At 57.9% G+C, this 7,307-nt stretch carries 9 protein-coding genes and 1 pseudogene; 2 read left to right on the top strand and 8 right to left on the bottom strand.

Annotated elements, in window-relative coordinates:
• On the bottom strand, nucleotides 1-390 hold a 390-nt coding region (locus ACG74X_RS21125; RefSeq protein WP_411237299.1), incomplete at its 3' end, for an ATP-binding protein.
• A 20-nt stretch (nucleotides 391-410) separates the two neighbouring features.
• The gene (istA, locus tag ACG74X_RS21130) at nucleotides 411-1,964 is read right to left on the bottom strand and encodes an IS21 family transposase (protein WP_411237300.1); all 1,554 of its coding nucleotides are present in this window, start codon (nucleotides 1,962-1,964) and stop codon (nucleotides 411-413) included.
• A 150-nt stretch (nucleotides 1,965-2,114) separates the two neighbouring features.
• Between istA and ACG74X_RS21135 the strand changes: the two genes are divergently transcribed.
• On the top strand, nucleotides 2,115-2,531 hold the full coding sequence (locus ACG74X_RS21135) for a DDE-type integrase/transposase/recombinase (protein ID WP_411237301.1): 417 nt from the start codon (nucleotides 2,115-2,117) through the stop codon (nucleotides 2,529-2,531).
• Nucleotides 2,532-2,620: 89 nt separating this feature from the next.
• Here the strand turns inward: ACG74X_RS21135 and ACG74X_RS21140 are convergent, their stop codons facing one another.
• The 5 genes and pseudogenes from ACG74X_RS21140 to tnpA form a co-directional block, all read right to left on the bottom strand.
• Entirely contained in the window at nucleotides 2,621-3,673 is a 1,053-nt protein-coding gene (locus tag ACG74X_RS21140) for a DUF2332 domain-containing protein (protein ID WP_411237302.1), read from the bottom strand.
• On the bottom strand, nucleotides 3,670-3,837 hold the full coding sequence (locus ACG74X_RS21145) for a transposase domain-containing protein (protein ID WP_411237306.1): 168 nt from the start codon (nucleotides 3,835-3,837) through the stop codon (nucleotides 3,670-3,672). The genes ACG74X_RS21140 and ACG74X_RS21145 overlap by 4 nt, the downstream gene beginning before the upstream one ends.
• A gap of 36 nt (nucleotides 3,838-3,873) precedes the next feature.
• Nucleotides 3,874-5,177, bottom strand: a pseudogene (gene tnpC, locus ACG74X_RS21150) (IS66 family transposase); the annotation flags it as partial.
• A gap of 69 nt (nucleotides 5,178-5,246) precedes the next feature.
• Complete coding sequence (tnpB, locus tag ACG74X_RS21155) at nucleotides 5,247-5,594, bottom strand: IS66 family insertion sequence element accessory protein TnpB (protein WP_411237303.1); 348 nt, start codon at nucleotides 5,592-5,594, stop codon at nucleotides 5,247-5,249.
• Nucleotides 5,591-5,995, bottom strand: coding sequence for an IS66-like element accessory protein TnpA (gene tnpA / locus ACG74X_RS21160; RefSeq protein ID WP_411237304.1), 405 nt, complete (start codon nucleotides 5,993-5,995; stop codon nucleotides 5,591-5,593). The genes tnpB and tnpA overlap by 4 nt, the downstream gene beginning before the upstream one ends.
• A 255-nt stretch (nucleotides 5,996-6,250) precedes the next feature.
• Here tnpA and ACG74X_RS21165 point away from each other — a divergent pair, with 255 nt between their 5' ends.
• Nucleotides 6,251-7,171 carry a two-component system response regulator gene (locus ACG74X_RS21165; protein WP_411237305.1) on the top strand — a complete coding sequence of 307 codons (921 nt, stop codon included), beginning with the start codon at nucleotides 6,251-6,253 and terminating at the stop codon, nucleotides 7,169-7,171.
• 12 nt (nucleotides 7,172-7,183) lie between these two features.
• On the opposite strand, the gene ACG74X_RS21170 is transcribed toward ACG74X_RS21165, so the two are convergent.
• Nucleotides 7,184-7,307: transposase domain-containing protein (locus ACG74X_RS21170; protein ID WP_411234979.1), on the bottom strand; the 124-nt coding region annotated here is incomplete at its 5' end.

A 7,307-nucleotide genomic window follows, 5' to 3' on the forward strand; every position in this document is an offset into this window, starting at 1 on the left:
GGAATGATCCAGACGTGCGGCCTGGTGGGCGAAGGCGCAGGCAAGCCAGGTCTTGCCGGTGCCGGTTTGGCCAGTAAGGATGATTTGTTCGCGGGCCTTGATCCAGTCGCCTTGCGCGAGCGCGAGGATCTGACGCCGGTCGAGCCCCCGGCTGGCAGCGAAATCGACATCTTCGATGCAGGCGTTGGGAAAGCGCATCTTCGCGTTGCGCAGCCTGTTGGCGAAGCGCTTGTCGGCGCGGGCTGCGGCTTCGCGGTCGAGCATGAGGCCGAGCCATTCATTGCGCTCGAGCGCCTGGCCCGAATCCTGTTCGGCCAAGGCCTTCCAGGCGTCGGCCATGCCTGTCAGGCCGAGCGCGGCCATCTGGTCGAGTGTCGGATGTGTCAGCATCTGGTTCTTCCTTCCTTGGGTTACTGGTAGTAGCCGGGGCCACGGATATTGTCGTGGACCGGCGTGGCGGTGACGGGGTCTGGCCGGCTGGGCGCGCGATCCAGACCGGTGATCACGATGGAGCGCACCGAGGCATAGCTGACCGTGCCGACCGTCAGGGCGCGTTCACAGGCCGCTTCCAGCCTGTCCGCCCCGAACTGGCGCTGCAGGCCGAGCACACCGAGGGCAGAGCGATAGCCCTGTTCGGGGTGGGGTCTGTCGCGCATCAGCCGCTCGACGAGCGCGGCGGCATGATAGCCGGCGCGGGCGGCGCGGGTGATCAGGCTTTCTGGCGTCATGCCGCCGTAGCGCTGATGCGCCTTGGGCATGTGCTCCTTGATGGTACTATGGCCGCCGCGCTGACCACGGCGGTGATGAGCCGCAATGCGTTCATGGTTATGGAAAATCTCGATCATGCGGTGGGTCAGGCGGACATCGACCTGTCGCCCGATCAGGCGGTGCGGCACCGAATAGAAACCGTGCACAACCTCGACATGGTAATCGGGATGCACCTTGGCACGCTTCCATTCGGCGTACTCGAAGGGCGTATCGGGCAACGGGCTGAGTGCGGGGCGTTCGATTTGCTCGAACAGCTCACGTCGTGAGCGCCCGACCCGGCGCATGGTCCGGGCATTGAGATCATCGAGCAGCTCGGCAATGGAGACGTTCAGCGCCTCGATGGAAAAGAACTGCCGGTTGCGCAGACGGGCCAGAATCCAGCGCTCCACGATCAACACCGCGCCTTCAACCTTACCCTTGTCGCGCGGCTTGCGCGGCCGCGTGGGCAGCACGGTCGTGTCGTAATGCGTGGCCATGTCGGAGAAGGTCTTGGTCAGCGACGGCTCGAACCAGAGCGGTTTGGCCACGGCGGCCTTCAGGTTGTCGCAGACGATCGCCTTGGGGACTCCGTCGAAGAACTTCAGGGCCCGGACCTGGGCATCAATCCAGTCGGGCAGCTTCTGGCTGAGGCTCGCCCAGGCGAAGGTGTAATTGGACGCCCCCAGAACCGCGACAAAGATTTGCGCGCGATGCTCAGCACCGGTGCCCGGGTCGATCACCGGGATCGTGTGCCCGGCGTAATCGGTCTGCATCACCGCGCCGGCCTCATGGCGGTTGCGATACCGGGGGTTGATGCGGCTCTCGAACGCGCGGTAGCGTTCGCAGAACCAGGTGTAGCCATAGCCATCAGGATGCGCCGCCCGGTATTCCTCCCAGAGCAGCACCAGCGTCACCCCCTTGCGCTTCATCTCCGCGGCCATCTTCGGCCAGTCGGGTTCGCTCAGATCCCGGGGCGGGCGTCCGACACGCTGGAACAGGATCTGCTTCAGCGTCGCATCGTCATCGCGACCGGATGGCAACGGCCAGCAGTTCAGACCAGCCTCCCGGGCGCGAAGCAGGTAGGTCGCCACGGTCGTCTTGCTCAGCTTCAGCCGCAGACCAACCTCGCGCACCGAAAGGCCCTGTTCATGCGTCAGCCGCAATATCGTTCGTATGTCTCGCACGGTCGTACGCCTCGGTTGCTTGCGTCTTGGCATGTCCCCTCCCGGTCTCGATCAAGACCGGCAGAATGCCGTGACGGCGCAGGCGATGACCAACCGTACCCAAGGCCTCCGGAGCTGTCCGGGAATTACCGAAATCCCTGTCCGGGATTTACCGAAACGCGTGTCCGGGAATTACTGAAATCCGTGTCCGGGAATTTGCGAAACCCGCACACTGCGCGCCGAGATGCGAAGGCGGCCAAATCCTTTCTCAACAAGGCGATCGAGCGTGTCCGTCTGCATCGGCCTGTTACGATCTGTACCGAAAAAGCGCAGGCCTACGCCCGCGTCATCCGCGAGATCAACCACCGCTATGACCCTCATTTTGAAAGCGTCCGGCACATCGACCGAAAATGGCGCAACAACCTCATCGAAAGCGATCATGCGGCGATGAAGCAGCTGCTGGGGTACCGCCAGAGCTTCCGCTCACTCCGAACAGCCAAAGCGACCCTCAGCGGGATAGAGACGATCCGAACAATCAAACGCGGCCACATCCAATACAAACAACCAGGTGTCCTTGGCGAGATCGCGTTTATCGACAGCCTCTTCGGCACCACCGCATGATATCTGGAGATGACAGGGCACGCCGCTTTACTCATCCGATTAATGCAACAGTCCCCTCTACAGTAAGCGTCCGGTTCGGGCGCTTGGCTTTATTTTGCCGAGGCTGGCAACCACTCAATATCGTGAACGTGTGGATTGGCCTTTGCGAGGATCGACCAGCCTGACTTTTGAGGCCACGACCGTATTCTCAAATTTGATTTCCCGTTCGCGTCCAGCTCAAAAGCGAGCCACGCGATCGGTGCCGCCAGTGTAGCGATCTTGCCTGCCGTTTCTATCGCATTTGTAATTCTCTCTTGCACGTTATTTGGCATGTATTGCCATGCAATTGAATGCACAAGCACGCGCACCCGCCCTTTCGTCGGTTCCGATTTAAAAACCTTCTCCACCCAATCAGCAGCGTCTGCCTTTATTAGGTTGGGTGGGTATTTTTGTGCGATAGTAATGGCCTTCCGTGTTCTAGCCAAGCGTTCGGGCTGATCTGGCCAGACATAAGATAACAATCTCAGTACCTGTGCAATATCTGACACATCCAGCGGATTTAAATCGCATCCCTGCCGTTCCACGATCTTTGGATTTACCGTTGGCACTGGGCCAATCCATTTCGGCGAGAGCCGGAGATCAGCACCTTGCAAGCCAAGTATTTGCGGGCCAAGCCGATGTTCGAACCGGTCGAGGTTCAGGTTTAGGCCACCTGATGCACCAATTTCAAAAATCTCAACTTCCAGCCCTGTTTGCTGTGCAATATGTGCCAAGCCAGCAATGAGAACCGAAGATCGCGAGACCTCATTTGTTTGCGGTGCATGATCCAAGAAGCTGGATAGTTCGCGATCATGCACACTGACCGCATTGACAATAGCTGTTGCAAGCTCATTAACTTGATCGATGTTTGGGGGGTAGAGTTCAACAAGCTTTGCATCTGCCCCAGATAGCACCAGAGAATGCAGCGCGCCCGCCAGCCTCAAAGGAACGACATCTTTCAAAGGCCCTGCCGTACCTGGCCAGTTGAGAACCATCCGACCGGTTAAGGTCGTCTCATCCAGAACTGCCAACGCGGATTCCAGCAAAGTTGCAGTAAAGGGCGATCCGAGGGCCTTACACCATTCAGCCTGCTGTAGGAACGCCGCTTCAATCTCGCGTTTCATCGGAAGCCCCACCGCATCAGTTCACAGATGTGGTTGATTTTGTGATCGGGCAGCCGCCCGAGCACCCATGTGAGCCAGGCTTCGGGGTCAACGTCATTCATCTTGGCGGTCTCGATGAGGGTGTAGACGATGGCAGCGGCCTTTCCGCCACCGACAGACCCCATGAACAGGTAGTTTTTGCGACCCAAGGCAATGGGACGAATGCTGCGTTCACAGATATTGTTGTCCAGCTCCAGTCGTCCGTCGCTGAGATAGATGCGTGCCTTTGCATGCGGCTCAGGACATATCTGATTGCTCCGGCCAGTTTGGTTTTGCCCGAGAGCTTGGGTAGCTGGGCTTGCAACCACGCTTCCTGATCATCGAAGATCGGTTTTGCGTTCTCTTGCCGCAGGGCGACACGTTCTTCTGGCGGTTTACCTCGTACTTCCGTCTCAACAGTATAGAGGTCTGCGATCCGCGTGATGGCCTGCTTGGCGATATCAGCGCCGGTGCGCTCGAACTCGTCCACAAACTTGCGGCGGACATGCACCATGCAGGCCATCTCGGCGGCTTTGTCTTTCCCGAACAGGCCATTGAAGCCAGCGAAGCCGTCGGCATGCACGGTATCTTTGTAACCCGATAGATGGTTGACCGGATGCTCGCCCTTGCGGTCTGTGCTGAACTGATACCACGCGCAGGGCGGGGCATCGCCACACCACGGGCGCTCATCGCGCACATAGCTCCAGAGCCGCGCGGTCTGGGTCTTCTTGGGTTTGAGCTTGCTTTGCAGTTTGACCGGCGTGTCATCGGCAAACAGCGCGGGCCCTGCCCTGACCAGCTTGCCGATATGATCGGCCAGAGGTTCCAACAGCGCGGTGCTGCGCCCCACCCAGTCGGTGAGCGTGGAGCGATGCAGATCAACCTTCTCGCGGGCGAAGATTTTGGATTGCCGGTCCAGCGGCAGGTGATCGCAATGCTTGCCAACCAGCACATGGGCCAGAAGACTCGGGCCGGGGCGACCGCGCTCAATCGGACGCGATGGAAGTGGTGCCTGGGCAAAAGCCTCACAGCAGGTGCAGGCCATGCGTGGGCGGACAATGCGACGAACGACAAAGCAGCCAGGAATATACTCCAGCTTCTCGGTGACATCCTCACCGATCTGGCGCAGAGAGCCACCGCAATCATCGCATGCCTCTCCGGCAGACAGCACTTCGTCTTGTCGCTCCAGATGATCAGGTAATGGTTTGCGGCTGTGCTGGCGTTTGGCCGGTTCGGTGTCAGCTTCGGCGGGTTCGTTCTTCTGCGCCTCAGCCGCAGCGTCAATCTCTGCGTCTTCCGCCAGATCGAAGGCCAGTTGATCCAGGCTCTCGGATTTGGAGCCGAACCGCGCCTTGCGATGGCCATGAAGCTCGGCCTTCAGCTTCTCATTTTGGTAGGTCAGCGATTGCACCTCAGCCATCAAACGCTCGCTGACCGCCCTTAGTTCAGCGGGGTCTTCTGGCAAGGATTTGAAGGCGTCCAACATGCCGTCGGATATAACCCACTGCAGCAAAAAGGTGAATCGCAAACCACCCGTTCGCGCCGATATATTGGCCTATCCCGTGCTTGAGGGCCGCCATGTCTTCTGCGGCATCCGCCAATCGATCCCTTCGAGCAGCATCGAAAGCTGAGCGGCTGTCACACTGATCTTGCCGTCCTTGGCGGCAGGCCAAACGAAGCGCCCACGCTCCAGATGCTTGGAGAACAGGCAAGCGCCCTGGCTGTCCCACCAAATGATCTTGAGCAGATCACCCCGACGCCCCCGGAACACAAACAGATGGCCGGAGTATGGATCGAGTTCCAAAACCTTCTCTGCATGCGCCGCCAAGGTGTTGAATCCGCGCCGCATTTCCGTCACGCCCGCTGCCAGCCATACCCGCGTGTTCGATGGGACAGGAATCAAGGCATCAGCCCTTCAACCAGCGCCAGAACAACTGGCAAGGACGTCGTGCCCTCTACCAGAATGCGTCGGCCATCGGACAGCGTGATGTCCACGCGCTGCGAAGAAACTGGCCCAATGGACGCCGGTGCGGAAACCTGTATATCAGGATGTGACGGTGCCGATATTGCACCCTCAAGCTCTATCGGAAGAAAATCAGGGGCTTCATCAGCGGGCACAGTTTCCACATCGCAATCGGGGGTAAAACGAGGATCACGCAGCCACTTGTGGATCAGATTGGCGTTCATAGCGTAACGCCGAGCCACCTGTGCAACCGAAACGCCCGCCGCTCGGGTCTGCGCGCAGATCGAACGCTTCTCGTCATCCGACCAAAACCGCTTCTTCTGACCCTTCTTGCCCGCCATAGAGTGCCCCATGATGTCCACTATCGATGGTGGACATTATCAACTCACTCCATCTCCCGTCAGAGCAGCGAAACCGGACGGATACCCTCTACATTGATGCCGTTAGCAACGGCCCGAATGAGTTCTTGGCCTAGAATTGCGCAGATTTTCGCGCATCACGCACAGTGCGTTGAGACCAGTTTGACCTCTCGATAGATGTGAGCATTAATACACTTATTAGTTGAACTCGTGCGAGGCCTCTAGCTAGGACGCATTGTGAAAATTCTTGCTGTTGATGACGAGCCCCACATCCTTGAACTGCTGACCATGATGGCAGCAAGGGCGGGGTTCACTGACGTCTCAACTGCTTTGTCGGGTGAGATCGCCTTGGGGATGCTGAACACCGGCGATGCTGTTTTTGATTGCCTTCTCCTCGATATCAGTATGCCGGGTATGGACGGGATCGAGCTTTGCAATCTTGCCCGTAGGCTACCTGGCTATAGCAAAACCCCGATCATCATGCTGACCGCTATGACCGATAAGGACTACATCGACAGCGCTTTCAGCGTGGGTGCGACAGACTACGCAAATAAACCGTTTGATATCGTTGAACTGCACTCCCGTCTGCAAATGGCGGAAGAACTGGTTGCTGGCAGGCAAACGGCAATATCGGGTAAAACCAAAACAAACGGGTCGCACTCGGATGATATACATAGTCAGGATCTCGATCTTTCGGAAGAGATCGAGATTGAGGCCATCAAGAACTTCATCAAATACAATGCATTGGGAAACTACCTGACGCAGCTATCAAGTTCAGGGATAGCCGGTTCACAAGTTTTGGCAATCAAGATAGATCAAATTGAGGCCATCTTTGCACGGGCGTCTTCTGAAGAGTTCATTTACGTGCTCACTGAGGCGGCAGAGGCGATCAGTGTGGTCTTCAGCAACGAGGGATATATGATGGCCTATGCCGGAAACGGGACGTTTATGGTTGTCTCAACCAAAGCCCCCCTGGAAACCTCTGTCGGGCTCGAGATCGAAATTCAGAACCTTCTGGATCAGAGAAACATAGAATACGACAGCGGCGATTCTGTGGACATTGACATCTCGATCGGAGATCCGCTTCGAGCCAGCACCAGCAAGACGCAATGCATCCGAAAAACCTTTGATCGCGCCATCGCACGCGCTGAAAAGTAAGCGGTGCGCCGGTCACACGGGCTTGGGATAGTTCCAGGGAAGCAACTTGTTGATGTCGTTTTGTTTGTGTCCGCCAGCGATGGCTGTCAGGACAGTGGACAGATAGCCATGGGGCTCGATCCCGTTGAGTTTACAG

Source organism: Marivita sp. S0852 (assembly GCF_046591575.1).
GTDB lineage: Bacteria > Pseudomonadota > Alphaproteobacteria > Rhodobacterales > Rhodobacteraceae > Marivita.

Bases quoted from the DNA above. Each gene is read 5' to 3' on its own strand.
- ACG74X_RS21145 (WP_411237306.1), bottom strand. From the start codon at position 3,837: ATGGGGTCTGTCGGTGGCGGAAAGGCCGCTGCCATCGTCTACACCCTC.
- istA (WP_411237300.1), bottom strand. From the start codon at position 1,964: ATGCCAAGACGCAAGCAACCGAGGCGTACGACCGTGCGAGACATACGA.
- tnpA (WP_411237304.1), bottom strand. From the start codon at position 5,995: ATGGCGGGCAAGAAGGGTCAGAAGAAGCGGTTTTGGTCGGATGACGAG.
- ACG74X_RS21140 (WP_411237302.1), bottom strand. From the start codon at position 3,673: ATGAAACGCGAGATTGAAGCGGCGTTCCTACAGCAGGCTGAATGGTGT.